This window comes from Massilia jejuensis (assembly GCF_042656795.1).
GTDB classification, from domain to species: domain Bacteria; phylum Pseudomonadota; class Gammaproteobacteria; order Burkholderiales; family Burkholderiaceae_D; genus Telluria; species Telluria jejuensis.
The window spans coordinates 74,056-100,023 of the sequence record NZ_JBHSMS010000053.1 but is presented as its reverse complement, the minus strand read 5'-3'; the positions used below and the strand labels follow the sequence as shown (position 1 = coordinate 100,023).

The window sequence follows — 25,968 nt, the reverse complement described above, 5'->3', positions numbered from 1 at the left end:
TATGAAACCCGGCCTATCCGGGGCCGCCGGCGCGGGCATGTACTGGAAGCATCGACTGTAGCTGCAAACGCACAGCCCTTCCAAATGACGCACATCCTCCTCCCCGTTTGCTAGCATGAAGTCCCCGATTGCCATAACCCGGCCGCAGGACGCGGCTGATTTCGCGAGAGGACGTTATGAAAAAATCGTTACTAGCTGCAGTGGTGTTGGCAAGCGCGTCATTCGGTGCCCCGTCCGCGTGGGCGCAAAACGATGTCGGCAGCCCGCCACAAGCCCTCGACCTGGTCGACAATGCCTCTTTTTTCGGTGACAGCTTCGACGCCGGCAACAGCGGCAACACCTTCGCCGACCGCTTTACCTTCACCGTGACCGGCACCATCGGCCAGAACCTCGATGCCATCGTCGCGTCGATCAGCCGCGACCGGAACATCGGCCTCGACATCACGGGCCTGTGGCTGTTCAACGGCAACGATACCCTGCTCAGCCAGGGCACATCGTTGCAAAGCGGCGCGACCGATGTGTGGTCGGTCGCCGGGGGCAACCTCAGCGCGGGCGACTATTACATCCGCGTGAACGGGACGATCGTTTCGGACGACGGCGCATCGTTCGGCGGGGCGATGATGCTCGTGCCGGTGCCCGAACCCGAGGCCTACGGCATGATGCTGGGTGGACTGGGCATCCTGGGCTTCCTGGCACGGCGCAGGAAGGCCAAATAAGGGAAACAAGCCGAACAAGCCGCATGCGCCGGACAAGCCCGTCCATTAGCACGGCTTGCTGCGCCGGGAGCGCATGCGTTCCCGCCGCAGTTTCGCTGCGCAGTGCTCCCGTCCCGCGTTCAGGTCCGCAGCTTCTTGATGAGGCTGCGGTTGCCCAGGATTTCCTCGATCTGCTCGAAGCGCACCGGCTTGACCATGTGGTGGTCGAACCCGGCCTCGAAGGCCAGCTGGCGGTCTTTTTCCTGGCCCCAGCCGGTGACCGCGATCAGCACCGTCATCGGACCGCAGGAAAGACCGCGGATGCCGCGCGCCAGGTCGTAGCCCGACATTTGCGGCAGGCCGATGTCGAGGAAGGCGTAGTCCGGACAGAAGCGCGCCGCGGCCGCCAGCGCGTCGGGACCGTTGTGGGTGATGACCACGCTGTGGCCCATCGCCGTCAGCAGCGCGCCGATGCTGTTGACGAAGTCGACATTGTCGTCGGCCAGCAGGATGCGGTAGGTCTCGGTGCTCATGAAGGCAGCCGGCGTCGGCTTGGTCGGCAGTTCCGGCTCGACCACGATCGGCAGGCGCACCGTGAAACGGCTGCCGCGCCCCAGGCCTTCGCTGGCTGCGGCGATTGTGCCGCCGTGCAGCTCGACCAGTTTGCGCGCCAGCGACAGGCCCACGCCCAGGCCGGCGTTCGTGCGTTCCAGGGTCGAGTCGACCTGCACGAACATGTCGAACACCGAGTCGAGCATCTCGGGCGCCAGGCCGATACCCGTGTCCATCACTTCCAGCACCAGGGTCTTTTCCTCGACCCGCGCGGTCAGGGTGACGCGCCCGCCGCGGTTGGTGTACTTGGCGGCGTTGTTGAGCAGGTTCGACAGGATCTGCGCCAGGCGCGTGGCGTCGCCGTGCAGGAACACCGGGCGGTCCGGCAAGTCGATCGCCAGTTCGTGGCCATGCAGCTCGATATAGGAGCGCACCACTTCCATGGCGTCGTTGACGACCGCCTTCAATTCGACGCGGCCCATCTTGATGGCGAACTTGCCGGTATTGATGCGCGAGACGTCGAGCAGATCATCGACCAGGCGTACCATCTGGCGCAGCTGGCGCTCCATGATGTCGGTCGCACGCTGGGTGGCCTGGGCGTCGCCGCTGCGAATGCGCAGGATGTCCAGGCCAGTGCGGATCGGCGCCAGCGGATTGCGCAGCTCATGCGCCAGGGTCGCCAGGAATTCATCCTTGCGGCGGTCGGCCACGATCAGCGCATCCTCGGCCTTCTGGCGCACGTCCATCTCGTGTTCGAGGGTGCGGTTGGCCGCCTGCAAGGCCTCGGCGCGCCGCCCGATCTCGGCCAGCATGTCGTTGAAGGCCTCGACCAGCACCCCGATCTCGCCGCTGTCATTGCCCGGCACGCGCAGGGTGAAGTCGCGTTGCTGCATCACCTGGCGCGCCACGTTGGTCACCGCTTCCAGCGGACGGGTGATCGCGGCCTGCAGGCGCGAAGCCACCAGGGCCGCGATCACGAGCGCGCCCAGCATCACGCCGCCGAGGATGGCGCCGTAGTTCAGCAGGCGGTCGACCAGGCCGTAGCGCGAGCGCAGGAAGACGGTTCCCACCGCTTCGCCGTTCTCGACGATGCCGTGCCAGACCTCGAGTTCGCCGCGCTCGATGCGGTAGCCGGGCGCCTGCGGGCGCGGCGGCAGCGTCTGCTCCAGGCCCGCCTGGACATAGGTGGCGAAGCGCGCGCCCGTGTTCGCATAGACGGCGCCGGCCAGGATTTGCGGCCGCGCGCGCAGTACGGACAACTGCTGCTGGGCCGTGGCGGCATCGTTGAAGGCCAGGGCCGGCGCGGTGACGCTGGCCATGATGCCGGCCTGGGTGGTCAGATCGTCGACCCAGTAGCGCTGGAAGGTGCGCAGGTCGAGCAGGAGCATGGCGACCGAGGCCGAGAAGAGCGCCGCCAGCGTCGTGAAAACGGCCATTTTGACCAGCTTGCTGCGGACCGTGCCGCCGTCATGGGAATGCCTGCGCGACTGCATCAGCTGGTTCCCTTCACCACGCGGTTGGCGACCGTAAGCAGGCGCGAACTGAGTTTCACGTTGTTCCTCTCTGCCGAGTCGAGCGAGACGTCGAAACGGACCCGCTCCTCGATAATCCTGAAATTGATGACGCTGCCAAATTGCAGGCCGTGTTCGCACTCGGTGACCGGCAGCAGGGCCGCCGGCGCCGCCCGCAGGATGCGCGCCGCGCGGGTGCTGTCGGCGCCGGCCACGAACAGCAGGTGCACCTGGACCTGCTCGCCCTCGCGCAGGGCGCGCACGACGATCGGACGGCCGCGCACCTGGCGTCCCGCCACCACGCGCGCCAGTTCGGCCGCCATCTCGTCGGAACCGACCACGCCGATCGCCACCGGCGCGGTGCTGTCGGCGAAGGCGGCGGCCGGAAAGTCGGCATAGCCAAGGAATTTATACAGGAAGGCGGCCTTCACGCGCCGCTCGAGCGCCTGGCTGGAACCGCCTTGCGCCACCGGCGGCGCCGCCGGCACGGCCGCGGCCGTGCACGGCGCCGCGCCCGCCAGCGCCCAGCCGACCAAGCAGCCGGCCATGCGCCGGCGCGCAGGCGCGGACCAGGGCAGCTGCAGGGTGCGGGAAAAGCGGTGTCGCATCATGGGCCGGGATTAAATGTGCGGTCCGCACTCAGGACCGCGGCGCGCGATCGCCCGGCGCACACCCGGTTCGCCAGGCTTTGCACGAGCGCCCGCACGGACGCATCGGACGCATCGGACGCATAATACCCGGCACGACCGGCCGGGGCAGGCCGGCCAGCCGGATCCGCCATGCCCGCGCAGGCGCAGCCCTGCACCGCCTGCCCGGCGTGCACAGGACAGCGTCGCGTCTCGAATATCCGTATTGCAGCGCGATGAATTGTTTAATGACATATGTCATGGTAAAACATTTTCCTCAATGCACCAAGCGATGCACATTCGCGTGCGCCTGTGCGCAGGCCATAAGCGACATCAATGACTGTCATCAGGATTCTAAATTGGAATTTTGCATTGCGTTGCAGCATAATTCTTCTTGTCTCCTCTATCTCCTTTCCGGAAATAGATTCAGCCCGCTCTCCTGAGCGGGTTTTTTTTTACGCCAGTCCCGTCCGATTGCTGTCATGATTGCCGGCGCCGCCCTGGCGTTCTCCGGGAGACCAAGTTGACCCTGCCTGCCGCCCCGCATCAGCCGATCGAATTCTGGTTCGAATTCGGCAGCAACTACAGCTATCTGGCGGCGATGCGCATCGCCGCCCTGGCCGGCGCCGCCGGCGTGACCGTGCTGTGGCGTCCTTTCCTGCTCGCCCCGATCTTCCGCGAACTGGGCTGGAACAACTCGCCGTTCGTCCTGCAGGGCGCCAAAGGCCGCTACATGTGGCGCGACATGGAGCGCCAGACGGCCAAGTACGGCTTGCCATGGCGCCGCCCGAGCGCCTTTCCGCGCGCCGCCGTGCTGCCGATGCGCGTGGCCGCGCTGGGCATGGACGAACCCTGGATCGGCGACTTCTGCCGCCGCGTGATGCAGCAAAACTGGGTGCGCGACCGCGAGATCGACGACCCGGCCGCCGTGGCCGAAGCGCTGGCCGGCCTGGTATCCGATCCGCAGGCCGTCCTCGACGCCGCCGTGGCGCCAAACAACAAGCTGCGCTTGCGCACCAATACCGAGAGCGCGTCGGCGCGCGGCATTTTTGGAGCGCCGACTTTTTTCGTGGGCAACGAAATGTTCTGGGGTAACGACCGGCTGGAGGACGCCATTGCGCTGGCCGCCGCCCCACCCTGAAGACCGCGGGCGCATCCGAATCGCCGCCCGCCACGGGGCGCGCTTCAACGCGCCGACACAGGGTAGGCAATTAGTGTACGATTCGGCCATGTTTTCGAATACACAACAGGCCGCTTCTCATGCTCGCTTCCGGTAACGCCGTCCGCACCGTTTCATCCTACGACTGGAGCGCCAGCGCGCTGGGCGAGCCTGCGCTCTGGCCGCAGCCGCTGCGCCTGGCCGCCGACCTGATGTTCAACACGCCGCTGCCGATGCTGCTGGCCTGGGGCGAGCAGCCGATCGTGCTGTGCAACGAAGCCTATGGCGCACTCGCCGGCCCCGGCTTGAGCCGCGTGCCGGGCGGCTCGGTGCCGGCCGTGCTGCCGCCGCCGTTCGCGGCGGCCGGCGCGGCGCTGGCGGCCGCGCGCCGCGGCGAACCGGTGCTGGTGAGCGGGGCGACCGTCAATTTCGGTGCCGGCCAGGCCCGCTTCGACCTGCATTTCACCCCGGTCGGCGCCGACGGCGTGCTGTGCGCGCTGGCCGTGGCCGAGCCGGAGCAGGCCGCGCCGGGCGAACCGGCCGGCACCCTCAGCATCCTGGTGGTCGAGGACAATCTCGATTCGCAATACCTGGTCTGCGAGATGCTCAAGGCCTTCGGCTACGACGCCGACGGCGTGGCCCATCCGGACGACGCGCTGGCGCATCTGGCGGCGCGCCGCTACCACGTGCTGTTTACGGACGTCAGCCTGCCTGGGATGTCGGGCGTGGACCTGGCGCGCCTGTCGCTGGAACGCTATCCGCACCTGAAAGTGATCTTCGCATCGGGCTACGGCGACATGCTGCTGCGCCATCTCGACTTTCCCTACCAGTCGCTGCAAAAGCCGTATGAGCTCGACCAGCTGCAGGACGCGCTTGGCCAGGTCACCAGCGCGCTGCGGGCGGGCAGCTGAGTGGCGTCGACGCGTGTGCCGCCAACCCCGACCCCCAGGCTCGCAGGGCCGGGTGCCGCGTCCACGCGCGCGGCCAGGCGCCAGCGCCAGGTCCCGTGCATCGGCCCCGCCTTGGCGTGCGCCCGGCTTTCCATGACGGTGTCTGCATCGATCCGCCTGCCGCTCCCCCGCTGCGCCCTGCCCGCCGGAGGCGCTGCGTGAGCGACAACCGCCCCGAGCCCGAAGCGATGTCCACGGCCGGCAACCACACGGCCTCGACCGTGCTGGCTGCGCGCCAGCAGGCCGAAGCCGAGCTGATGGCCGCCAAGGAAGCGCTGCGCCAGGCCAACGAACGCATGGAAAACATGCTCGAAAGCCTGACCGATGCCTTCTGCGCGGTCGACTTCGACTGGCGCATCACCTATGTCAACGGACGCGCCCTGCAGTTGCTGGCGCCGCTCAACAAGTCGCGCGAAGGCTTGCTCGGCAGGCGCCTGTGGGACGAATTCGAAGAGCTCGCGGGCACCAACCTGGCCAGCGAACTCGAGCGTGCGATGAGCACGCGCCAGACCGGCAGCCGCGAATTCTTCTATCCGCGCCTGGCGATCTGGATCGAGGCGCGGATGTACCCGTCGCCCGATGGCCTGACCCTGTATTTCCACGACATCACACGGCGCCGCGCCGACCAGCAAGCCCTGGTCGAGGGCAATAGCCGACTGCAGGTGGCGCTTGCCGCCGGGCGCCTGGGCGACTGGCGCTGGGACGCCGGCAGCGACCGCGTCAACCTGGGCGAGCGCGCCGCCGAGATCCTCGGCCTGGCCCCGGAAACCCCGATCGCCTGGCCCGAACTGCGGGCGCGCCTGGACGTGCCGGACCGCGCGGCCGTGCGCCGCGCAGTGCTGCAGGCGTTCGCGTCGCACAGCGACCTGAACATCGAATGCCGCCTGCTGCCGGACGGCGGCCAGGTGCGCTGGATTGCCCTGGTCGGACGCGCCGACTACGCCGATGCGAGCCGGCGCGACAGCGTTACCGGCATGGCCGGCGTGATGCAGGACATTTCCTTGCGCAAGAATGCCGAAGACAGCCTGCGCCAGAGCGAAGAAGTGCTGCGCGCGCTGGCCAACACCATCCCGCAGCTGGCCTGGATGGCCCAGGCCGACGGCGCCATCGTCTGGTTCAACGAGCGCTGGTACGAGTATACCGGCACCACCCCCGAACTGGCCAGCGGCTGGGGCTGGCAAGACACGGTCGAGCCGGACGCCCTGCCCGCCATGCTCGAGCACTGGCGCGCCTCGATCCACAGCGGCGAGCCCTTCGAGATGGAATTTCCGATCCGTGGCGCCGACGGCCAGTACCGCTGGTACCTGACGCGGGTGAACGCCGTGCGCGACCGCAACGGCAAGGTCGTGCGCTGGTTCGGCACGAATACCGACGTCGACCAGGTCAAGCGTGTCGAGCAGGCCTTGCGCGAGGAATCGAAAGTGCTCGAGCTGCTCAACAACACCGGCAGTGCGCTGGCCTCGACGCGCGACCTGCGCTCGCTGCTGCAGGTGGCGACCGACGCCGCCAGCGGCATCGCCGGCGCGCGCTTCGGCGCCTTCTTCTATCACGGCAAGGAAAGCGAAGGACCGCGCTTCTCGCTGTACACGCTCTCGGGCGGCACCTCCAACGAATTCCGCAGTTTCGGCGAGCCTCAGGCCAGCGCCCTGTTCGGTCCCGCCTTCCGCGGCGCCGGGGTGATCCGCTCGAGCGACATCATGGACGACCCGCGCTACGGCCGCAGTCCCACGCAGTTCAGCCTGCTCTCGGGCCAGCCGACGGTGCGCAGCTATCTCGCCGTGCCGGTCACGGCCGGTTCCGGCGAAGTGCTGGGCACGATGTTCTTCGGCCACCCCGAGCCGGGCATCTTTACCGAACGTACCGAGCGCATCGTGCGCGGCATCGCCGCCCAGGCCGCGGTCGCGCTCGACAATACGCGCCTGTACGAAGCGGCCCAGCAGGCGGCCGAGGAACGCAAGGTCTTGCTCGAGAGCGAGCGCGAGGCGCGCGCCGAGGCCGAGCGCTCGAGCCAGATGAAGGACGAATTCCTGGCCACCCTGTCGCATGAACTGCGTACCCCGCTCTCGGCCATCCTCGGCTGGGCCCAGGTATTGCGCCGCGGCGGCAAGGACGAGGCCGACCTGCAGCGCGGCCTGCAGACGATCGAACGCAACGCCCGCGCCCAGGCCCAGCTGATCGAAGACCTGCTCGACATGAGCCGGATCACCTCGGGCAAGGTACTGCTCGACATGCAGAGCCTCAATCCGCAGGGCTTCCTGGACGCGGCCATCGAAACCGTGCGCCCGGCGGCCGATGCCAAGAACATCCGCATCGAGAAGCGCTTCGCGCTGAACCCGGGCATGATCGCGGGCGATCCGGCGCGCCTGCAGCAAGTCGTGTGGAACCTGCTTTCGAATGCGATCAAGTTCACGCCGCGCGACGGCCTCGTCACGGTCGAGCTCAGCCCGGGCGAAGGCTCGGTGGTGGTGACGGTGCGCGATACCGGCGCCGGCATCCGCCCCGAGTTCATCACCCACGTGTTCGAGCGCTTCCGCCAGGCCGATGCCTCGATGACACGCCGCCATGGCGGGCTCGGGCTGGGACTGGCGATCGTCAAGCACCTGATCGAGCAGCACGGCGGCACGGTGCGCGCCGAGAGCGCGGGTGAAGGACAGGGAGCGAGCTTCGCGTTCGAGCTGCCGCTGGCCAAGGCGCCGACCCGCGCCGAGCGCCGCGCCGCCATGATCCTCGGCGCCACGCCGCCGGCCGCGCCCGACCTTACCCTGCGCGACCTGGCCGGGGTGTCGGTACTGGTGGTCGACGACGACCGCGACGCGCGCGAACTGATCGCGCGCATCCTTACCGACTGCCATGCGAAGGTGCGCATCGCGGCCAGCGCGCGCGAGGCCTTCGCGGCCTTGCAGGCGGACATGCCGAACCTGCTCATCAGCGATCTCGGCATGCCCGAAGTCGATGGTTTTGAGTTATTGTCTTGGGTAAGGAAATTGCCGCGCAACAATGGTGGACTGTTGCCGGCGGTCGCCCTGACGGCGTTCGCGCGGTCGGAAGACCGCCTGCGCGCCCTGGAAGCGGGTTTTTCCTCGCATATCTCGAAGCCCGTCGAGCCGAGTGAATTGATCGATGTAGTAGGCTCGCTGGTGCGCCCGCGCACGGGGCGCCAGCGTTAATGAAGTTCCTACTATTCCACGCGGCGCTGTCCTACAAGAAATTCTTTGGGCTTTGTTAGACTAATTGAAGTGGGAAAGTTGGATCCTGTAGAAACAAAGTAGTTTCCTTCCAGTACCTATTTCGACGAGAAAAAGCATGCCGAGTAGACAAGAAATTTTGAACGCCAAGATCCTGGTCGTGGACGACTCTCCAGACAATATCGAATTGATGGAAGAGATATTGCGCGAAGAGGGTTATGCGAACGTCAGCTCGACCATGGAGCCGGAGCAGGTCTGCCCGCTGCACCGCGAGCACAACTACGATCTCATCCTGCTCGACTTGCAGATGCCGGGTCTGAACGGTTTCCAGGTCATGAAGAGCTTGAAGGAAATCGAAAAAGGCGGCTACCTCCCGGTGCTGGCCCTCACCGCCCAGCCGAGTTTCAAGATCGCGGCCCTGGAAGCGGGTGCGCGCGACTTCATCAGCAAACCCTTCGACTTGCTGGAAGTGCACAAGCGCATCCACAACATGCTCGAAGTACGCCTGCTCTACAAGGAACTGGCCCAGTACAGCCGTGCGCAGCAGGAACTGGCGCTGCACGACGCCCTCACCGGCCTGCCGAACCGGCGCCTGCTGGAAGACCGCATCGAAACGGCCCTGCAGCATGCCAACCGCAGCCATGCCAAGGCAGCGATCATGTATCTCGACCTGGACGGCTTCAAGGCGATCAACGACACCTACGGCCACGCCTACGGCGACGAGATCCTGAAAATGGTGTCGCAACGCCTGCTGGCCTCGTCGCGCAAGGAAGACACGGTCGCACGCCTCGGCGGCGACGAGTTCATGGTCGTCCTGGGCGACATCCACAGCCTGGCCGACGCCCAGGGGCCGGCCGCGAAGCTGGTCGATGCCCTGGTCGAGCCTTTCTTCATCAACGACCTGACGCTGCGCCTGTCGACCTCGATCGGCATCAGCATCTACCCGGACGACGCAGAATCGGTCGACGCCCTGATCAGCATTGCCGACTACGCCCTGTACGAAGCCAAGCGCGCCGGCAAGAACCGGTACTGCTCGACGGGCACCGCGCCGACGGGCGCCGCAGTCAAGACGCCGGCCAAGCAAGGCGTGCCGGAGCTGGTGCCGCACCGCTAAGCGTCGTTCGAGGTGTCGCACAAGGCCCGGTTCCAGTACATGGACCGGGCCTTTTGCCTATGCACGGTGCAAGCCGACCGGGCGTCCAATGCCGACCGGCCGCTGTCGTGCCGCCTGCGATCGAGAACCCGTCCTGACGACAACGGCGCCCGTCCCGCATTCCTGCGGGTACGGGCGCCGTCTTCTTGGGCACGCCTGCCGGCGCCACCCGGTCAGGCCATCAAGCCGAGCCGATATCTTTCGATCCGATGCGCGGGTTGCCGACGTTGGTCTGTCCGCAGGCTTGCTCGTTGTGCGCAGCGATCGCCGCTGCGTTCTGGTGGTCGCGCGCCGCCTCCACCTTGTCCGGGGCGACCTCGATGCGGGTGATGCCGGAATCGACCGAAATCGGATCGCTGGCCGGGAAGGTCATCTCGACCGCTTCGTCGAGCAGGGTTTCGCTGGCCGTGTCGGCGCTGGACGGCCGCTCGGCGCTGGCCATCATTTCAATGGCGACCGCGTAGCTGATGACCTTGAGCTGGGCCAGCTGGCCGATCGTCTTGATGTTGAAGGCTTCCTGCAAGGCCTTGGCCTGGCTCTCATCGATGCCGCACAGAGCCGTCAGCGGACAATCCACCAGTTCGCGCAGCGATTTGCCATGAAACTGCTCGTTAACAATTTTACTGATATTCATTTTTTTGTCCTCGTAAGTAAGCCGCCTGCCCCACTTCGACATAGTTGTACTGGGCACGGTTCCACTATCGCATGGCACGCTGGTCAAGTATGTGCGCTGGCGAACGCGCAACACTGCGCACGATTGCCCTTAGACACTGGAAATTGCCGTGATATCATTCTCCAGCTCCGGAGGGCCGTTAGTTTATGTCTTTACTTTGGAAAACAAAGGCTCTCTGCTATCCTTTCAGTCCCGCAGAATTTTGGCTCCTTACGACGAACGCAGCAGGAACGACGTGCCAACTACCGACAAACCAAAAATTCTGGTCGTCAATGACGATGCTGCAAGCCTGCTCGCGCTGAGCAGCCTGCTCGACCAATGGGCCGACGAGACCGGCTACAAGGTCATGTCCGCGCGTTCCGGCCAGGAAGCGCTGCGCCAGGTGCTGCTGCACGATTTCGCCGTGATCATCCTCGACGTCAACATGCCCGGCATGGACGGCTTCGAGACCGCCGAGGCGATCCACCAGCGCGCCCGCTCTGCCGACATCCCGATCATCTTCGTGACCGCCTTCCTGGCCGACGAGATCGACCGCCTCAAGGCCTACCAGCGCGGTGCCGCCGACTTCCTGTTCACGCCCGTCATTCCGCAGATCCTGCACGCCAAGGTGTCGGTGTTCGTGGCCCTGGCCAACAAGAACGAGCAGCTGCGCCGCCAGACCGAAAAGCTGTCGCAGCGCACGCTCGAGCTGACCGGCACCAACGAGCGCCTGATGCGCGAGATCGAGGAGCGCCAGGCCGCCGAGGCCAAGAGCCATGCGAAGGACGAATTCCTCGCCATGCTCGGCCACGAGCTGCGCAATCCGCTGTCGGCCATTTCCAGCGCCGCCGCCCTGATCGACATGCCGGGCGCGCACGCCGAGATGGCCAGCCGCGCACGCCAGATCATCCAGCGCCAGACCCAGCACTTGTCGCGCATCGTCGACGACCTGCTCGACCTCTCGCGCGCGATGTCGGGCAAGATTCTGCTGGCAAGAAAGCCCGTCGACATGGCCAGCCTGGTGGGCGCCTGCCTCGACACCTTCCGCGCCACCGGCCGCACCGGCGGCTACCGGATCAACGTCGACCTGGCCCCGAACTGGGTCGACGGCGACCCGACGCGCCTGGAACAGATCGCCACCAACCTGATCGACAACGCGCTCAAGTACACTCCGGCCGGCGGCACGATCGACATCACGATCGCGCTCGAAGGCGAGGAAGTGCTGCTGTGCGTGCGCGATACCGGCGTCGGCATCGCGCCCGACCTGTTGCCGCACGTGTTCGACGTCTTCGTCCAGGGCTCGATCAGCCTGGACCGCGCACAAGGCGGCCTGGGCATCGGCCTGTCGCTGGTGCGCCGCCTGGTCGAGCTGCATGGCGGCAGCGTCAGCGCCACCAGTAACGGCGCCGGCGAAGGCAGCGCCTTCACGATCCGCCTGCCAAGCGCCGAAGCGATCCTGGCCGAGGCCAGGCCGCATGCGGTGGCGGCCGAAGCGGCCAGCAAGCCGGCCGTGCTCCTGATCGAAGACAACGACGATGGCCGCGAGATGATGGCGACCATGCTCGACGTGTACGGTTATCCGGTCCTGCAGTCGGCCGACGGCCTCGACGGCGTGGCGCTGGCGACGGCGCACCTGCCGAACGTGGCGCTGGTCGACATCGGCCTGCCCGGCATCGACGGCTACGAGGTGGCGCGCCGCCTGCGCGCCAATCCGGCCACCAGCGCCATGCGCCTGATCGCCCTGACCGGCTACGGGCTGGCCGAAGACCAGCGCCGCGTGCTGGAAGCGGGTTTCGACATGCACCTCGTGAAACCGGTGGATATCGCCCAGCTGTTGGGCGCGCTGGGCGAACCGGCGCCCCTGCCCGCAGCGGCGGGCTGAGCCGGCTCAGGAACACCGACGAAAACGGCGCCGCGGCGCCGTTTTCATTTGTCCCTCGCTGTCGTCTACCGACCGCCGAACCTGCGGCGGGATGACGCCGGTTTTACTGCGAGGCTTCGATTTCCTGCTGGCGCGCCTGCATTTCCCGGCCCAGGGCCACCAGGTCCAGCTTGAGTTGGCGCGTCTTCGGGAACATTTCCTTCTCCTCTTCCTCGACGTGGTGCTCGACCAGCTCGCCCAGCACCTTCACCTTGGCGTCGTACAGGTCGTCGCCCGGGTCCATCTCCAGAATCTGCGCGATCAGGTTTTTCGCCGACGCGTGTTCGACCACGGCCTCGTCGACCATGTCTTCGGTTTCCTCGCTCGCTTCGCGCGTGGCCGGGTAATAGATCTCTTCCTCGATCGTGGCATGCATGATCAGCGCGTTGCAGATCTCGTCGGCCAGCTTCTTCTTGCTCACCTTGGCGCGGTCGGTCATGTTCTCGAAGCGATCGAACATGTCCTTCACTTCGCGGTGCTGCTGCGTCAGCAGGTCGACGGCATCGATTTGTCCATTGGTTCTAGGCATGGGAACTCCCTGAAAGTTTTTGTATTGAATAAGATGTCCAGGCCTCCAGCATCGTCGCAATCGGCGCGGCCTACCGTTCGGCAGCGCACGGAGACGGGGCGGCGTGCGCGCTTCCGGTGCGAAGCTGCTGTATGATTTGGGAAACATTCAACCGAGCCCACGATGACCGCACCGGACCCGCACCACCTCGACCCGGAACTGGAACGGCAGGTTGCCGAACGCACCGCCGCACTGACCGAGCTGGTCGCCCACCTGATGAGCTGCTGGGACGACGAACGGCGCCTGCTCGCGCGCAAACTGCACGACAGTCTCGGCTCCTCGATGACGGCGCTGACCATGCACCTCGGGCTGCTGTCGAAAGGGCTGACCGATCCGAAGGCGATCGACCGTGCGGGCCAGATGAAGAGCCTGCTCAGCGGCATCATCGACACCAACCGCGCGGTCCAGCTGACGCTCTGGAACGACAAGCTGGAGTTCCTGGGCATCAAGGCGGCGCTGGCGGAACTGGTGAGCGAGTTCGGCCAGGAGCACGGCATCACGGCGCGCGTGAGCCTGCCGGACGACGACGAAGCCTATCCGCGCGCCCAGGGCGTGGCGCTGCTGCGCTGTGCCGAGGAAGGCTTGCGCAATGCGCTGGACCACGGCAAGGCGCGCACGGTGGACGTGATTCTCGACGACGACGGCGAGCAGTTGATGATGACGGTGCGTAACGACGGCGCGGGCCTGGCCTGCCCGGCGGCGCCGGAGTCGCTGCAATGCCATGGCTTGCGTTTGCTGCGCGAGCGGGCCCGGGCGCTGGGCGGAACCGTGAAGCTGGCGCCGCTCGATGAAGGCGGAACAGCCTTGACCATGATCCTGCCGCGCGCGCAAGACCAGTGACGGCTGGCGGGCGTTGCCGGGCCCCAGGGGCGCGGCAACGCCCGCCCCCTCAATGCAGTTTCACAAGCGGCGTCGTGCGGCGAATCAGGAACCGCGCCACCGCCAGCACCCCGGTGCGAATCGATCCCAGCACCGCCTGGTGATGCATCAGGTGCAGGCTGGTGTACATCAGCCGCCCCATCATGCCTTCCACGAACCAGCTGGCCCCGCTTAGCGAGCCCATCAGGCTGCCGACGCTGGTCGACTTGCCCAGCGAGACGAGCGAACCGTAGTCGCGGTAGCGGTAGGGCCTGGTGTCGAGCGGCTTGCCGGCGAAGCGGCGCAAAAATTGCTTGAGCAGGTACTCGGCTTGCTGGTGCGCCGCCTGGGCACGCGGCGGGACCGGCTTGCCGGAGGCGTCGATGCAGGCGGCGCAGTCGCCCAGCGCATACACGCCGGGCACGCCCTTGACCGCCAGGCTCCCGTCGACCTCGATCTGGCCGCCCTTGTTGACCGGCAGCCCGAGCGTGCTCAGGAATTCCGGCGCGCGGATGCCCGCGGCCCAGACGCACATGCTGGCCGGATAGACGTTGCCGTCGGCGTCGATCACGCGCTCGGCGTCGATCTTCATGACCCGGCAATTGCTGACGACGCGGATGCCGCGCTCGTCGAGCAGCTTGAGCGCGGCGTTGGCGACCCGCTCCGGCAGCGGTGCCAGGATGCGCGGCGCGCCTTCGAGCAGGGTGATGCGCACGTCGCGCTTGACCTGCAGGCGCGAGAAACCGTAGGTGGCGTACACGCCCGAGGCTTCGCGCAGTTCGGCCGCCAGTTCGACGCCGGTCGCCCCGCCGCCGATGATGACGACGTCGAGCGCCGCATCGGCGTCCCTGCGCTCCTCGCGTGCCTGTTCGGCCATGGCCATCAGGCGCAGGAGGCGCAGGCGGAAGCGCTCGGCGTCCTCGGTGGCGTTCAGGGAGATGGTGTGTTCGCGCGCGCCGGGCACGCCGAAATAATTGGAGGTGCTGCCGACTGCGATGACGAGCGAGCCGAAATCGATGCGCCGCTCGTGCAGGACCTCTTCGCCGTCGGGGGCGTTTACGGCGCCCACCGTCAGGCGGCGCGCGCCATGGTCGAGCCCCGTCATGGGGCCGTAGACGAAGGTGAAACCGTTATCGTGGGCCAGCATCTGGTAGGACAGGCCCTCCTGGTGGATGTCGAGCGTGCCGGCGGCCACCTCGTGCAGAGAGGGTTTCCAGATATGGTAGAGCCGCGAGTCGACCAGCAATACTTTCGACGGACCGAGCTTGCGTCCAAGTTTGCAGGCCAGTTCCAATCCGCCCGCCCCGCCACCCACGATCACTATTTCGCTTTGCAAACCACCCTCCGTTCGTTGCGCCGCCGGCCGCCCCGGCTATTGGCTACATGACAAGTGTACACCCAGCAGGAATTATCTGTGTGAAACGGACCCGCCCCGACGCTCAGTCGTCGCGGCCGTGGCCCTTGCCGTGGCCCTTGCCATGCTTGTCGTGCTTGTCGTGCCTGTCGTGCCTGTCGTGCCTGTCGTGCTTGTCGTGCTTGTCGTGCTTGTCGTGCCTGTCGTGACGCTCGCGGCGCTCGCGCCGGTCATCGTAATCGACATGGTGCACCACGTGGCGCACCTCGCGCACTTCGCGCACGACCGGGCGCGGCGCGTAGTGGCGCTCGCGGTAGCGCGGCGCATAGGTGTCGGTGTACCAGTCGTCGCGCACGAACATCACGGGACGGCCGCAGGCGTCGTAGCGGTCGCAATAGCGCGACCAGTTCTTGCGGTGCTTCGTCGGCACCCGCAGGTAGACCGGCTCGCTGTACACATGGCGCACTTCGCGCACGATCACCGGCTGCTGGACGTACACCACGGGCGGCGGAGCGAAGTCGCCCAGCTCGACGCGGCCGTAGAAGCCGGGCTGGCCGATGTTGATGCTGACATTCGTCTGGGCCAGTGCGGGCACGGCCGCGGCGCCGAGCGCGGCGCCGAACAACAGGGTAAGGAGGGGGGATTTCATGATGGGTCCTCTGATTGTAGTCTTGTACCGACTGTAGCAGCTTCTGCGCAGAAACTTTGTTCGCTGCAACACATATTTACAATATGCCTCGCCCGGTCCGATGGCGGCAGACGGGCGCGCGCCGGCACCAAACCCCGCTATCATGGACCCGAAGGAGGAATCGCCATGAACACACGTGTCCTGCGCTACGGCGCCATGGTCCTTGCCTGCCTGCTCGCCAGCGCCTGCAAGGACCGCCCGGAACCCGTCAAGCCGATCGCGGCGACGCCGCTGGTCTGCTGCATCGATTTCTAGGGCCGTCCGCAGCCTGCCCTGGCCGTGGGCGGCATGCGCTCGCCCATGCCCGCCCCGCTGCATGAAATCTGCACCCGCACGCCGTGCAGGGTAAACTGTCGGCTGTTCATTTCGCTCCAAGGCTGCCATGTCGTTTTCCTCGCTAGGCCTGATCGACCCGATCACGCGCACCCTCGCCACCCTCGCCTATACCGAACCGACCCCGGTCCAGACCCAGGCGATCCCCGCCGTGCTGGCCGGGCGCGACGTCATGGCGGCGGCCCAGACCGGCACCGGCAAGACGGCCGGCTTCGCGCTGCCGGTCCTGCAGCGCCTGACCATGGAAGCGACCCGCGTGGCCAGCAATTCGACCCGCGCGCTGGTGCTCGTGCCCACGCGCGAACTGGCCGAACAGGTGCATGCCAGTTTCAAGGCCTACGGCGCCGGCCTGCCGCTGCGCACGATGGTCGCTTATGGCGGGGTGAGCATCAATCCGCAGATGATGCGGCTGCGTAAGGGCCTCGACCTGCTGGTGGCCACCCCCGGCCGCCTGCTCGACCTGCAGCGCCAGAACGCGCTCAAGCTCAACGGCGTGCAGATGCTGGTGCTCGACGAAGCCGACCGCATGCTCGACCTGGGTTTCTCGCGCGAGCTCGACCAGGTGTTCGCCGCCCTGCCCCCATTACGCCAGACCCTGCTGTTCTCGGCCACCTTCTCGGACCCGATCCGGGCCCTGGCCGACAAGCTGCTCAAGGACCCGGTCAGCATCGAGACCGCGCCGCGCAACACGACGGTGAAAGCCATCAGGCAGTGGGCGGTCACGGTCGACAAGAAGCGCAAGCCCGAACTGTTCATGCACCTGCTGGAGCGGCACGGCTGGGGCCAGGTACTGGCGTTCGTGAAAACGCGGCGCGGGGTCGACGAACTGGTGGAACTGCTGCATTCCAGGCGCATCGGCGCCGATTCGATCCACGGCGACAAGCCGCAGCCGGCCCGCCTGCGCGCGCTCGAACGCTTCAAGGCGGGCGAAGTGAAGATCCTGGTCGCGACCGATGTCGCCGCGCGCGGGCTCGACATCGACGACCTGCCGGTGGTGGTGAATATCGATCTGCCGATCGTGGCCGAGGACTATGTCCACCGCACCGGCCGCACCGGCCGCGCCGGGGCCTCGGGCGAAGCGGTCTCGCTGGTGTGCGCCGACGAGGTGACCCAGCTGGCGGCGATCGAGCAGCTGACCGGGCAGAGCCTGCGCCGTGTCGAGGAGCCGGGCTTCGTGCCGGAACACCGCGTGCCGGAGACGAATGCCAGTGGCCAGGTGGTGAAGAAGCCGAAGAAGCCGAAAAAGCCGAAGGGCGAGGCGAAGGTCGTCAGCGAGGACGTGCGCTTCCGGCGCGCATGAAATAATATGACAATAAGCGGCGCTTGATGAAATTTTATTTCATCGCAACACCAGCTTGAAGCTGCGTACCCCCTCTTCCCCGGCCGGCTGCACCTCGAAGCCCAGCTTTTTCACCAGCCCGATGATCCGCGTGTTCTGCGGCAGCGCCTCGCCCACGATCTCGCGCGTGCCGCGCAGGCGGCAGTAGTCGATCAGCTTCTGCATCAGGATCCGTCCCAGCCCCATCCCCTTCAGATCCGAGCGCACCGTCACCGCGAATTCGGCGCTGACATTGTCCGGATCGGCCACCACCCGTCCCACGCCGAGCGTCTCGGGCAGCCCGTCGGGCCCGCCGCGGGTGGCGATGAAGGCCATCTCGCGGTCGTAGTCGATCTGGGTGAAGCGCGCCAGCTGCGAGGGCTGCAGTTCGCGGATGCGCACGAACATGCGGTAGCGCACGTCGTCGGGCGTGAGCGCATCGAAAAAGCGCAGGTGGGCCGGACCGTCCTCGGGCCGCACCGGCCGCAGCAGCAGGGGCGCGCCGCCGAACTCGATGGTCTCTTCCAGCTCGCGCGGATAGGGCCGGATCGCGAGCCGGTCGAGGGTGCTGGCGGAATGGTCGGCCAGCGCCAGGCGCATGCGCGCATCGAGGACGATGGTGCCGCTGGCGTCGGCCAGCAGCGGGTTGATGTCGAGTTCGACGATTTCCGGAATGTCCGAGACCAGCCGCGAGACTTGCACCAGGGCCGCGACGATGGCGTCCATGTCGGCCGGCGGGCGGTTGCGGTAGCCGGCCAGCAGGCGCGCCACGCGGGTGCGGTCGATCATGTCGCGCGCCAGCACCGCGTTCAGCGGCGGCAGCGCGACGGCGTGGTCGTCCGCCACCTGCACCGCGATGCCGCCCTGGCCGAACAGGATCACCGGACCGAAGACCGGGTCGGTGGCCGCGCCCAGGATCAGCTCGTGGCCCTCGGGACGGCGCGCCATCGCCTGCACCGAAAAGCCCTCGAAGCGCGCGTCCGGGCGCAGTTCGCCCAGGCGCTTGCGCACGCGCTGGGCGGCGGCGCGCACGGCCTGCTCGGAGTCGAGGTCGAGCGCGACGCCGCCGACATCGGACTTGTGCATCACGTCCGGCGACAGGATCTTGACCGCCACCGGAAAGCCGATGGCGCGCGCCGCGACGACGGCCTCGTCGACGCTGGCGGCCGCCCGCGTTTCGACCAGGTCCATGCCGTAGGCGCGCAGGATGGCCTTGGTCTCGGGATCGGACAGCAGGTAGCGCCCGGCGGCGAGGGCCCCGCGCACCAGGGCGCGCGCGGCGCCGCGCTCGCTGGCGGGAATGCCCGAGACCGAGGGCGGCACCTGCATCAAGAGGTTCTGATTCTGGCGGTAGTGGACGATCTGCAGGAAGCCGGCGACCGCGTCTTCGGGCGTGTCGAAGGTGGGCATGCCGGCGCCGGACGCGATCTCGCGCGCGGCCGTGACCGAATCGCCCCCGAGCCAGCACGAGAGCACGTTGCGCGACGCGCCCTGCGCGATGGGCGCGATCGCGCGCGCGACGTCGGCGCTGTCGACGCTGGCGTTGGGCGCGTGCACGACCAGCACGGCGTCGAGGCCGTCGTCGCGCAGCAGGATCTCGAGCACCCGGGCGTAGCGTTCGGATGCGGCGTCGCCCTGCAGGTTGAGGGGATTGGCGCGCGTGCCGCCCGGTGCGAGCACGGCGTCGAGGCGTTCGAGCGTGGCCGGCGCCAGCACCGCCGCGCTGCCGCCGCCGCACACGAGCGCGTCGAAGGCCAGTACGCCGGGCCCGGCGCCGTTGGCGACGATGGCCAGGCGCTCGCCGTGCAGCGGGCGCGCGTGGGCCAGGGTCTCGACGGCCGCGAACAGCTGTTCGGTGGTGAACACGCGCAGCATGCCGGCGCGCCGGATGGCGGCGTCGAACACGTCGTCCAGGCCGGCCAGGGCCCCGCTTTCGCTGGCGGCGGCGCGGACGTTGGCCGGCACGCGTCCGGCTTTCAGTACCAGGGTCGGTTTGCTGCGCGCCGCCGCGCGCGCGGCCGACATGAACTTGCGCGCATAGCGCAGGTGTTCCACATACAAAAGGATCGAGGCGGTTTCGCCGTCGCTGGCCAGGTAGTCGAGCACGTCGCCGAGGTCGACGTCGGCCGAATCGCCGAGCGCGATGATGTGCGAGAAGCCGATGCCGCGCGAACGCGCCCGGTCCAGCACCGCGGTCATCAGCGCGCCCGATTGCGAGACGAAGGCGATGCGTCCGGGCAGCGCGCCGCTGTGGGCGACGCTGGCGTTCAGGCCCAGGCCGGGCGCCAGCAGGCCGGCGCTGTTCGGCCCGAGGATGCGCAGCAGGTAGGGGTGGGCCGCGTCCAGCATCGCCTGCTTGAGCGATCGGCCGCGTTCGTCGCGCGCCTGCGCCAGGCCGGCGCTGAGCACCACCGCCGCGCGCGTGCCCCGCTCGCCGAGCTGGCCGATGATGCCGGGCACCGTGGCCGGCGGCGTGCAGATGACGGCCAGGTCGGGCGCCGCCGCCAGCTCGGCCACGCTGGCGACGACCCGCAAGCCGGCCAGTTCCGTGCGCGTGGGATGGACGGGATGGATGGCGCCGCGAAAGCCGCCGCCGACCAGGTTATGCAAGACGGTCGCGCCCAGGCTGCCGGGACGGTCCGAAGCGCCGATCAGCGCAATAGAGCGCGGGGCGAACAGCTTCACGAGGTTGCGCACGCTCATCGGCCGGCCCTATGGGAATTGCGTTGCGGATGCGCTGGACGGAACGGCAATCTGACCTCCACCTTCGACGATGACGTGCACGGCGCTGCGGCAGCGGGCGCGCGCACGTGTCCCGGGCCTTGCTGCCCTTGTCGAAGGATACCGCGGGCAGGCGCCGCGGCGCGCACTGAACAGCGGCGCCCGCGCCGTGCCGGCGCCCGGGGCCAGGCTAGCTCATGCTGCCGAGCGCGCCGTCACCGGATAGCCGGCCGCGTCGATCGCCGCCGCGATGCGCTCGAGCCCGGCGCTGCTGTCGATGCGCACGTTCTTCGTCGCCAGGTCGATCTGCACCTGCGCAGCCGGGTCCAGTGCCTGCACGGTCTTGGTCACGCGCGCCACGCAGTGGCCGCAGCTCATGCCTTCCACGGTCAATTCAAGCATTTTCTCTTCTCCAGTCGATCGAGGGGCCGGCATCGCGCCGGTTGGAACGGTTGACACCGCCGGCCGCGCCGGCCGCCAGCTGCGCAGCAGCAGCGCATTGGCGACCACGCTCACGGAACTCAAGGCCATCGCCGCGCCGGCCAGCATCGGATTGAGCAGGCCGAAGGCCGCCAGCGGAATGCCGACCAGGTTGTAGACGAAGGCCCAGCCCAGGTTCTGGCGGATCTTGCGCCAGGTGCGGCGCGAGATGTCGATCGCGTCCATGACCAGGCGCGGATCGCCGCGCATCAGGGTGATGCCGGCCGTATGCATCGCCACGTCGGTGCCGCCCGCCATCGCGATGCCGACATCGGCCGCGGCCAGCGCCGGCGCGTCGTTGATGCCGTCGCCGACCATGGCCACCGTGCGTCCCTGCGCCATGGCGGCGCGCACCACGTCGGCCTTGTCGCCGGGCAGCACCTGGGCGCGGTAGTCGCGGATGCCGAGCGCCGCGGCCGCCACCCGCGCCGCCCCCCCATTATCGCCCGTCAGCAGCATCGTGAGCACGCCGGCCGCTTCCAGGCGTGCGACCGCTTCGGCGGCGCTGTCCTTGATGCGGTCGCCGAAGGCAAGCAGGCCGAGCACCTCGATGGCGCCGGGCGCGCCGCGCGCCAGCAGCGACACCGTGCGCCCGTCGGCCTCGTGGCGGGCGGCCGCGGCGCGCAGCGGCCCGGGCTCGCCATGCAATTGCTCGATCAGCGCGGCATTGCCAAGATACACCGGGACGCCGCCGACCACGGCACGCACGCCTTGCCCGGGCACGGCCTGGGCGTCGCCCGCCGCCGGCAGGACCAGGGCGTGCTCGCGCACGTACGCGGCCACGGCATGGGCCAGCGGATGGTCGCTGTGCCGCTGCACGGCGCCGGCCAGGGTCGCCACCAGCGCCGCGTCGGCGCCCTCCACCGCCACCACGCGCGGGCGCCCTTCGGTCAGGGTGCCGGTCTTGTCGAAGACGACGGTGTCGACCGCGTGCGCGCGTTCGAGCGCCTCGGCGTCGCGGATCAGGATGCCGTGGCGCGCCGCGGCGCCGGTGCCGACCATGATCGCGGTCGGCGTCGCCAGGCCGAGCGCGCAGGGACAGGCGATCACCTGTACCGCGACCGCGTTGAGCAGCGCCGCCTGCCAGTCCCCGGTCGCCAGGCCCCAGCCGAGCAGGGTCGCGAGCGAGACAAGCAGCACGACCGGTACGAACAGCGCGCTCACGCGGTCGACCAGGCGCTGGACCGGCGCCTTGACGGCTTGCGCGTCCTCGACCTGGCGGATGATCTTCGAGAGCAGCGTGGCCGCGCCGACCGCCGTCACCTCGACCAGCAGCAGGCCCTCGCCGTTGACGGCGCCGCCGGTCACGCGCGCGCCCGGTGCCTTGGCCAGCGGCAGGCTCTCACCGGTCAGCAGCGACTCGTCCACGTGGCTGCGTCCGTCGACCACGCGGCCGTCGGCGGCCAGCCGCGCACCGGGCCGCACGACCAGCAAGTCGCCCACGCGCAGCGCATCGAGCGCGACGGTCGTGTCGACGCCGCCGCGCCGCACCACCGCCTCGTCCGCGCGCAGCGCTTCGAGCGCGCGGATGGCTGCCACCGTCTGCCCCTTGGCGCGCGCTTCGAGCCACTTGCCAAGCAGGACGAGGGTGATGACGACTGCCGAGGATTCGAAGTACAGGTGCGCGGCGCCGTGCGCGCCGCCGCGCAGCAACAGATAGAGCGACAGCCCGTAGGCGGCACTGGTGCCGAGCGCCACCAGCAGGTCCATGTTGCCGCTGCCGGCGCGCAGCGCCTTCCAGCCGGCGCGGTAGAAGCGCGCCCCCAGCCAGAACTGCACCGGCGTAGCCAGCAGCCACTGCACCCAGCCCGGCAGCGACCAGTCGGCGCCGAACAGCTGGGCGGCCATGGGCGCGGCCAGCGGCGCCGTGAACAGGGCCGCCAGCGCCACCTGGTGCCAGGATGCCGCGGCGCTGCCCGCGGCCGCGGCCCCTGCCGCGGCCGTGGCGCGGGCCTCGTAGCCGGCGGCGCGCACGGCGGCCACCACCGCGCCGGGCGCCGCCGTGCCGCGCACGCTGGCCCGTTCGGTCGCCAGGTTGACGCTCGCCTCGCGCACGCCAGGCACCGCGCGCACCGCTTTCTCGACACGCGCCACGCAGGAGGCGCAGGTCATGCCGGAAATATCAAAGCTCGCCCGCGCGGGGCTGGCAAGCCGGTCGATGGTGTTGTCCATGGGGTCCTCTCATTCGTTCCATGCAGGATAGGGCTTACCATCGTGGGAAGGTCAAGCGCCTACCGTTGCGGCGCCGTGGCGGGCGGGCGGCGCATGGAGTGCCGTTCGCTATTGTAGGGCCATGTCGCCGGGCCCGCCGGCAAAGGAAGGCCGTGACCGGCGTTCAGGCTGCGCCCAGCGGCGCCATCGGCATGACGAGGTAGCGCATGTCGGCGCGGTCGGCGCCGCCGTCGGCGCCGCCGAGAAAGCTGTCGCGCCCCAGGCGTGCCAATCCGGCGCCGGGCCCGGCCAGGCAGACCGGCCGCACGTCGCGGGCGCGCAGGACCAGCTCGATTTCGAAGCCGACCGTCGGCTCGGCGAAGCTGCGCAGGATGGCGCGCATGGCGGCGCTGGCCTCGCCGCTGGGCAGAAAGCGCGCGAAGGCGCGTGCGTCGAGCGGACCGATGCGCAGGCGGGCGCGCAGGTCGGGGCGCCAGCTGCGCGCGCCCAGCAGGACGTTTTCTCCCAGTTCGGCATTGACGCCCAGCGCGCACTGCTCGCAAGGCTGCAGCCGGTCCCAATGCCCGACCGCTTCCTCGAGCATGATCGGCACCTCGAAGAAATCGGACAGGATGCGTTGCAGCGCCACGCCCGAGCACGGGCGCTGTTGCAGCAGGCCCGCGAAATGCGCGGCCAGGTTCTCCGGCAGCGCGTGCGGGGGAGCGGGACAAGCGGCCAGGGCCAGCAGCAGCGGGCGCAGCCCGGCGCCGCCGGCCGCGGGCCCGATCCGGTATTTCAGCCAGGCCCGATAGAACAGGGCCAGCATGCGGTTCGACAGCAGGTCGAGAAAGGCGCGCGGCGCCGCGTCGTCGCGCGTGCCCTGCCAGGCAGCGATGCGTTCGGTGAAATGCAGCGGGAGCGCGCCGTGGACGCCCAGCAGCCCCATGAACGCGGGCGTGATCGTGAAGCGATGCTCCGCGGCGGCGCCGCCGGCGCCTGGCGGCCTGTGCGCGATCGCTTCGATCTCGGACGCCGGAAAGCCCAGCGACAGGCTGTTTTCAAAGCGCAGGCAAGCGCGCAAGCCCTGTTCCGGGGACACGCCCTGCCCGGCCAGCCAGGCCAGCAGGAGCGAGACCGCCTGCACGAAGCTGAACTCCTGCGGCGCCGCTAGCAGCCGCTCGATGACGCTCGCAACTTCTCGGCGGTGCGTGGGGCGCATGCGAGGATCTCCTCTCCGGTCTGGCTCGATGCGATCGCGAGCCGCGTGAAGCAGTTGAGCTGGCTGTTCAGCGCAAAATAGCGGTCCATCACCTGCGCGAACACGTAGAGCGAGCTGCCGACGAAGGCGTCCTCGTCGACGGTCATGCGGATGCCCACGCCAGGCATCAGCGAGGACACCGGGCGCGTGCGCAGCCAGGCGCGCACGGTGCCGTGTTCGAGCTTGACGATGCCCGCGATCTGGCGCCGCGCGCTGGGCGAGCGCGGCAGGTCGTACAGGGCAAGCATTTTCTGCAGGTCGGGCAGCCCGGCGGTCGTCAGCCCGGCATGGTTCAGCGACAGGTGCGCGATCAGGCACCAGTGGGCGCCCTCGCCGCCGGCCAGGCGCCAGCTCGGCGTCGGCTTGCGCAGCAGGCTGAAGGGTACCGGCCCCATCGCCGATTCGGCCAGCAGGTCGCCTGCCGCCTGGCCGATGCGCAGTTGCACGGGCAGGTCGCGGTTGGAACAGGTCAGTTCCGTGGAGATCGTGGCGCTGGCCGCTTCGTCCGGCGTGAAACCGGGGTCGATCAGCGCCAGCCTGAGTTCATGGCCGGGACTGATCCGCGCCAGCGCCTCGTCGCGCCGCGCCACCCAGAACCGCCCCGCCGCGCCGGCCTGCTCGTGGCGCACCGCATACAGCGGCGCGAATTCAGTCACGGCGGTCTTGCCGCGCGCCTCGCGCACGACGCGGACCTTGTCGATGCTGTGGATGTCGAAGGAGGCGGCATGCGCGCCGTCGGCCGCGAGCGCATAGTCGGCCTGGGCATGCGTCAGCTGGATCGGGTCGCCGGCCTTGCGAAACAGGTTGACCACGGGCGTGCAGCCGGTCAGCAGGTGGCGCGCCGACAAGGGCGCGAGCAGGCGCGCGCAATCGCCGTCGGCGGCGATCCCGGCCAGCCCCACGTGCAGCGTGAAGCGCCGGCAGCCGGGCGGCAGCAGGCGTGCCGCGTGGCGCAGGTCGATGTCGATGAAGTGGAATTTTTCCGGATAGGTGAAATACTCGGTCAGCAGGCGGAATGCCGGGTGTGCGCGCGCCGGCGCGGGCAGCAGGGCTTCGTCGTCCTCGAAACCTGCCAGGCGCAGCGGTATCGCGGCAAGGGTTTGCCACGTGTCGCTGCCATCGGCCTGGACCCAGGCGGCGCGCGCGCGCATGAACAGCGCGTCGAGCAAGGCGGCGCGCAGCGCGGGCTCGCCGTCGACGAACAGCCGGATTTGCCCCAGGCCGCGTTCGCACAGGCCGCCGAGCGAACCCTTCAGTTCCACGGTGATCGCCACCGCGGCGCCGACGCCGCGCGGCAAGGCGGCGCAGCGTGGCGCATGGATGGGCAGCGAAAAGGCCGCCTGGGCGATGCGTAGCGGGCCGGCGAGCACGGGATAGACGGTGCGGAACTGGCAGACGGTCCCCGCCACCGGGGTACTGCGCAGCACCGTGCCGCGCGCGATGCCGGCGAACTCGCCCGCGTCGCGGCCGGCGTCCACGATCCGCGCCACCGAATACGAAGGCAAGGGGCGCAGGTAATGCGGGTACAGGCTCTCGAGCAAGGCCTCGGTGAACTGGGGATAATCGTCGTCGAGCCGCTTGTGAATCCGCGCGCTCAGCAGTGCCACCGACTGGATCAGCCGGGCAACGCCGGGATCGTCGTAGCTGTCGCCGGCGACGTGCAAGTCGCCGGCCGGCTTGGGAAAGCGCTGGCGAAATTCGCGCGCATAGTCGCCGAACAGTCCCAGCTCCGCTTCGAAATACCGTAAAAGCTCATCCATACGCTGTCTTTGCTGGCTGGAAACGCTTATGCTCCCATCGCCTCGCGGCTGTGGATTTGATCGGCGATAAGAACG

19 protein-coding genes are annotated in these 25,968 nt (G+C 68.4%); 9 read left to right on the top strand and 10 right to left on the bottom strand.

Going from position 1 to position 25,968, the window contains the following annotated elements; genetic code table 11:
* Positions 1 to 176: 176 nt before the first annotated feature.
* Entirely contained in the window at positions 177 to 716 is a 540-nt protein-coding gene (locus ACFPOU_RS16800; protein ID WP_379723656.1) for an FxDxF family PEP-CTERM protein, read from the top strand.
* Between the two features lie 119 nt (positions 717 to 835).
* Here the strand turns inward: ACFPOU_RS16800 and ACFPOU_RS16795 are convergent, their stop codons facing one another.
* Both ACFPOU_RS16795 and ACFPOU_RS16790 read right to left on the bottom strand, forming a co-directional pair.
* Complete coding sequence (locus ACFPOU_RS16795; RefSeq protein WP_379723653.1) at positions 836 to 2,740, bottom strand: sensor histidine kinase, YfiR-like protein-associated; 1,905 nt, start codon at positions 2,738 to 2,740, stop codon at positions 836 to 838.
* Positions 2,740 to 3,369 carry a TOL_0243 family YfiR-like periplasmic protein gene (locus ACFPOU_RS16790; protein WP_379723650.1) on the bottom strand — a complete coding sequence of 210 codons (630 nt, stop codon included), beginning with the start codon at positions 3,367 to 3,369 and terminating at the stop codon, positions 2,740 to 2,742. The genes ACFPOU_RS16795 and ACFPOU_RS16790 overlap by 1 nt, the downstream gene beginning before the upstream one ends.
* 538 nt (positions 3,370 to 3,907) lie before the next feature.
* Here ACFPOU_RS16790 and ACFPOU_RS16785 point away from each other — a divergent pair.
* The 4 genes from ACFPOU_RS16785 to ACFPOU_RS16770 all read left to right on the top strand — a co-directional run bounded on the left by ACFPOU_RS16785 (position 3,908) and on the right by ACFPOU_RS16770 (position 9,792).
* Complete coding sequence (locus ACFPOU_RS16785; protein ID WP_379723647.1) at positions 3,908 to 4,525, top strand: 2-hydroxychromene-2-carboxylate isomerase; 618 nt, start codon at positions 3,908 to 3,910, stop codon at positions 4,523 to 4,525.
* Between the two features lie 119 nt (positions 4,526 to 4,644).
* Positions 4,645 to 5,454: a response regulator gene (locus ACFPOU_RS16780; protein ID WP_379723644.1), complete on the top strand. Its 810-nt coding sequence runs from the start codon at positions 4,645 to 4,647 to the stop codon at positions 5,452 to 5,454.
* 197 nt (positions 5,455 to 5,651) lie between these two features.
* A complete protein-coding gene (locus tag ACFPOU_RS16775; protein ID WP_379723640.1) occupies positions 5,652 to 8,660 on the top strand; it encodes a PAS domain-containing hybrid sensor histidine kinase/response regulator in 3,009 nt (1,002 codons plus the stop codon).
* A 136-nt stretch (positions 8,661 to 8,796) separates the two neighbouring features.
* Entirely contained in the window at positions 8,797 to 9,792 is a 996-nt protein-coding gene (locus ACFPOU_RS16770; protein ID WP_379723637.1) for a GGDEF domain-containing response regulator, read from the top strand.
* Positions 9,793 to 10,012: 220 nt separating this feature from the next.
* Here the strand turns inward: ACFPOU_RS16770 and ACFPOU_RS16765 are convergent, their stop codons facing one another.
* A complete protein-coding gene (locus ACFPOU_RS16765; protein WP_379723634.1) occupies positions 10,013 to 10,465 on the bottom strand; it encodes a hypothetical protein in 453 nt (150 codons plus the stop codon).
* Positions 10,466 to 10,739: 274 nt separating this feature from the next.
* Between ACFPOU_RS16765 and ACFPOU_RS16760 the strand changes: the two genes are divergently transcribed.
* Positions 10,740 to 12,365 (top strand): response regulator, encoded by a 1,626-nt coding sequence (locus tag ACFPOU_RS16760; protein ID WP_379723631.1) that lies wholly within the window; start codon positions 10,740 to 10,742, stop codon positions 12,363 to 12,365.
* 103 nt (positions 12,366 to 12,468) lie between these two features.
* Here ACFPOU_RS16760 and ACFPOU_RS16755 read toward each other — a convergent pair whose 3' ends face one another.
* Entirely contained in the window at positions 12,469 to 12,933 is a 465-nt protein-coding gene (locus ACFPOU_RS16755; RefSeq protein WP_379723628.1) for a hemerythrin domain-containing protein, read from the bottom strand.
* A gap of 162 nt (positions 12,934 to 13,095) precedes the next feature.
* Here ACFPOU_RS16755 and ACFPOU_RS16750 point away from each other — a divergent pair, with 162 nt between their 5' ends.
* On the top strand, positions 13,096 to 13,812 hold the full coding sequence (locus ACFPOU_RS16750) for a sensor histidine kinase (protein WP_379723625.1): 717 nt from the start codon (positions 13,096 to 13,098) through the stop codon (positions 13,810 to 13,812).
* A 49-nt stretch (positions 13,813 to 13,861) separates the two neighbouring features.
* Here the strand turns inward: ACFPOU_RS16750 and ACFPOU_RS16745 are convergent, their stop codons facing one another.
* Both ACFPOU_RS16745 and ACFPOU_RS16740 read right to left on the bottom strand, forming a co-directional pair.
* Positions 13,862 to 15,166, bottom strand: a complete 1,305-nt coding sequence (locus ACFPOU_RS16745; RefSeq protein WP_379723622.1) for an NAD(P)/FAD-dependent oxidoreductase — start codon at positions 15,164 to 15,166, stop codon at positions 13,862 to 13,864.
* A 103-nt stretch (positions 15,167 to 15,269) separates the two neighbouring features.
* Positions 15,270 to 15,833 carry a hypothetical protein gene (locus tag ACFPOU_RS16740; RefSeq protein ID WP_379723619.1) on the bottom strand — a complete coding sequence of 188 codons (564 nt, stop codon included), beginning with the start codon at positions 15,831 to 15,833 and terminating at the stop codon, positions 15,270 to 15,272.
* A 165-nt stretch (positions 15,834 to 15,998) separates the two neighbouring features.
* Here ACFPOU_RS16740 and ACFPOU_RS16735 point away from each other — a divergent pair, with 165 nt between their 5' ends.
* Positions 15,999 to 16,127 (top strand): hypothetical protein, encoded by a 129-nt coding sequence (locus ACFPOU_RS16735; protein ID WP_379723616.1) that lies wholly within the window; start codon positions 15,999 to 16,001, stop codon positions 16,125 to 16,127.
* A gap of 127 nt (positions 16,128 to 16,254) precedes the next feature.
* Positions 16,255 to 17,505 (top strand): DEAD/DEAH box helicase, encoded by a 1,251-nt coding sequence (locus ACFPOU_RS16730; RefSeq protein WP_379723613.1) that lies wholly within the window; start codon positions 16,255 to 16,257, stop codon positions 17,503 to 17,505.
* A gap of 39 nt (positions 17,506 to 17,544) precedes the next feature.
* Here ACFPOU_RS16730 and ACFPOU_RS16725 read toward each other — a convergent pair whose 3' ends face one another.
* The 4 genes from ACFPOU_RS16725 to tssF all read right to left on the bottom strand — a co-directional run bounded on the left by ACFPOU_RS16725 (position 17,545) and on the right by tssF (position 25,893).
* A complete protein-coding gene (locus ACFPOU_RS16725; protein WP_379723610.1) occupies positions 17,545 to 20,226 on the bottom strand; it encodes a bifunctional acetate--CoA ligase family protein/GNAT family N-acetyltransferase in 2,682 nt (893 codons plus the stop codon).
* Positions 20,227 to 20,439: 213 nt separating this feature from the next.
* Positions 20,440 to 22,896 carry a heavy metal translocating P-type ATPase gene (locus ACFPOU_RS16720; RefSeq protein ID WP_379723607.1) on the bottom strand — a complete coding sequence of 819 codons (2,457 nt, stop codon included), beginning with the start codon at positions 22,894 to 22,896 and terminating at the stop codon, positions 20,440 to 20,442.
* A gap of 163 nt (positions 22,897 to 23,059) precedes the next feature.
* Positions 23,060 to 24,094, bottom strand: coding sequence for a type VI secretion system baseplate subunit TssG (gene tssG, locus ACFPOU_RS16715; RefSeq protein ID WP_379723604.1), 1,035 nt, complete (start codon positions 24,092 to 24,094; stop codon positions 23,060 to 23,062).
* On the bottom strand, positions 24,043 to 25,893 hold the full coding sequence (gene tssF, locus ACFPOU_RS16710; RefSeq protein WP_379723601.1) for a type VI secretion system baseplate subunit TssF: 1,851 nt from the start codon (positions 25,891 to 25,893) through the stop codon (positions 24,043 to 24,045). The genes tssG and tssF overlap by 52 nt, the downstream gene beginning before the upstream one ends.
* Between the last annotated feature and the right edge of the window lie 75 nt (positions 25,894 to 25,968).

Bases quoted from the DNA above. Each gene is read 5' to 3' on its own strand.
- ACFPOU_RS16725 (WP_379723610.1), bottom strand. From the start codon at position 20,226: ATGAGCGTGCGCAACCTCGTGAAGCTGTTCGCCCCGCGCTCTATTGCG.
- ACFPOU_RS16735 (WP_379723616.1), top strand. From the start codon at position 15,999: ATGAACACACGTGTCCTGCGCTACGGCGCCATGGTCCTTGCCTGCCTG.
- ACFPOU_RS16790 (WP_379723650.1), bottom strand. From the start codon at position 3,369: ATGATGCGACACCGCTTTTCCCGCACCCTGCAGCTGCCCTGGTCCGCG.
- ACFPOU_RS16755 (WP_379723628.1), bottom strand. From the start codon at position 12,933: ATGCCTAGAACCAATGGACAAATCGATGCCGTCGACCTGCTGACGCAG.
- ACFPOU_RS16750 (WP_379723625.1), top strand. From the start codon at position 13,096: ATGACCGCACCGGACCCGCACCACCTCGACCCGGAACTGGAACGGCAG.
- ACFPOU_RS16765 (WP_379723634.1), bottom strand. From the start codon at position 10,465: ATGAATATCAGTAAAATTGTTAACGAGCAGTTTCATGGCAAATCGCTG.
- ACFPOU_RS16770 (WP_379723637.1), top strand. From the start codon at position 8,797: ATGCCGAGTAGACAAGAAATTTTGAACGCCAAGATCCTGGTCGTGGAC.
- tssG (WP_379723604.1), bottom strand. From the start codon at position 24,094: ATGCGCCCCACGCACCGCCGAGAAGTTGCGAGCGTCATCGAGCGGCTG.
- ACFPOU_RS16720 (WP_379723607.1), bottom strand. From the start codon at position 22,896: ATGGACAACACCATCGACCGGCTTGCCAGCCCCGCGCGGGCGAGCTTT.
- tssF (WP_379723601.1), bottom strand. From the start codon at position 25,893: ATGGATGAGCTTTTACGGTATTTCGAAGCGGAGCTGGGACTGTTCGGC.
- ACFPOU_RS16800 (WP_379723656.1), top strand. From the start codon at position 177: ATGAAAAAATCGTTACTAGCTGCAGTGGTGTTGGCAAGCGCGTCATTC.
- ACFPOU_RS16730 (WP_379723613.1), top strand. From the start codon at position 16,255: ATGTCGTTTTCCTCGCTAGGCCTGATCGACCCGATCACGCGCACCCTC.
- ACFPOU_RS16740 (WP_379723619.1), bottom strand. From the start codon at position 15,833: ATGAAATCCCCCCTCCTTACCCTGTTGTTCGGCGCCGCGCTCGGCGCC.
- ACFPOU_RS16780 (WP_379723644.1), top strand. From the start codon at position 4,645: ATGCTCGCTTCCGGTAACGCCGTCCGCACCGTTTCATCCTACGACTGG.
- ACFPOU_RS16795 (WP_379723653.1), bottom strand. From the start codon at position 2,740: ATGCAGTCGCGCAGGCATTCCCATGACGGCGGCACGGTCCGCAGCAAG.